This window comes from Caballeronia sp. NCF2, assembly GCF_023631205.1.
Taxonomy (GTDB): Bacteria; Pseudomonadota; Gammaproteobacteria; order Burkholderiales; family Burkholderiaceae; genus Caballeronia; species Caballeronia zhejiangensis.
In genome coordinates this window covers 1-229 of sequence record NZ_JALQDN010000145.1, presented here as the reverse complement: position 1 = coordinate 229, position 229 = coordinate 1, and the positions used below count along the sequence as shown (strand labels likewise).

Below are 229 nucleotides of genomic sequence, written 5' to 3'. Positions count from 1 at the left end.
CCGTTGAGATCCTTGAGAGCGAAGTACGATCGATGCGTCGCCGGATCGACATACACGACATGAGCGTTCGGCCCCAGAGAACCTTCGCCCACTTTTGCCACATGAGTCCCGTCAAAACGGAACATCGGGACGACACCGCCCTCGCCAGCCACATACACCGTGCTCGCCGAAGCATCGAGCGCCAGTACGTCCGGATTTCGTCCCACGTCGAACGATTGGGAGACACGCA

1 pseudogene is annotated in these 229 nt (G+C 59.4%); it reads right to left on the bottom strand.

The features are described 5' to 3' along the window. Positions 1-229, bottom strand: a pseudogene (locus NCS02_RS36260) (hypothetical protein); the annotation flags it as partial.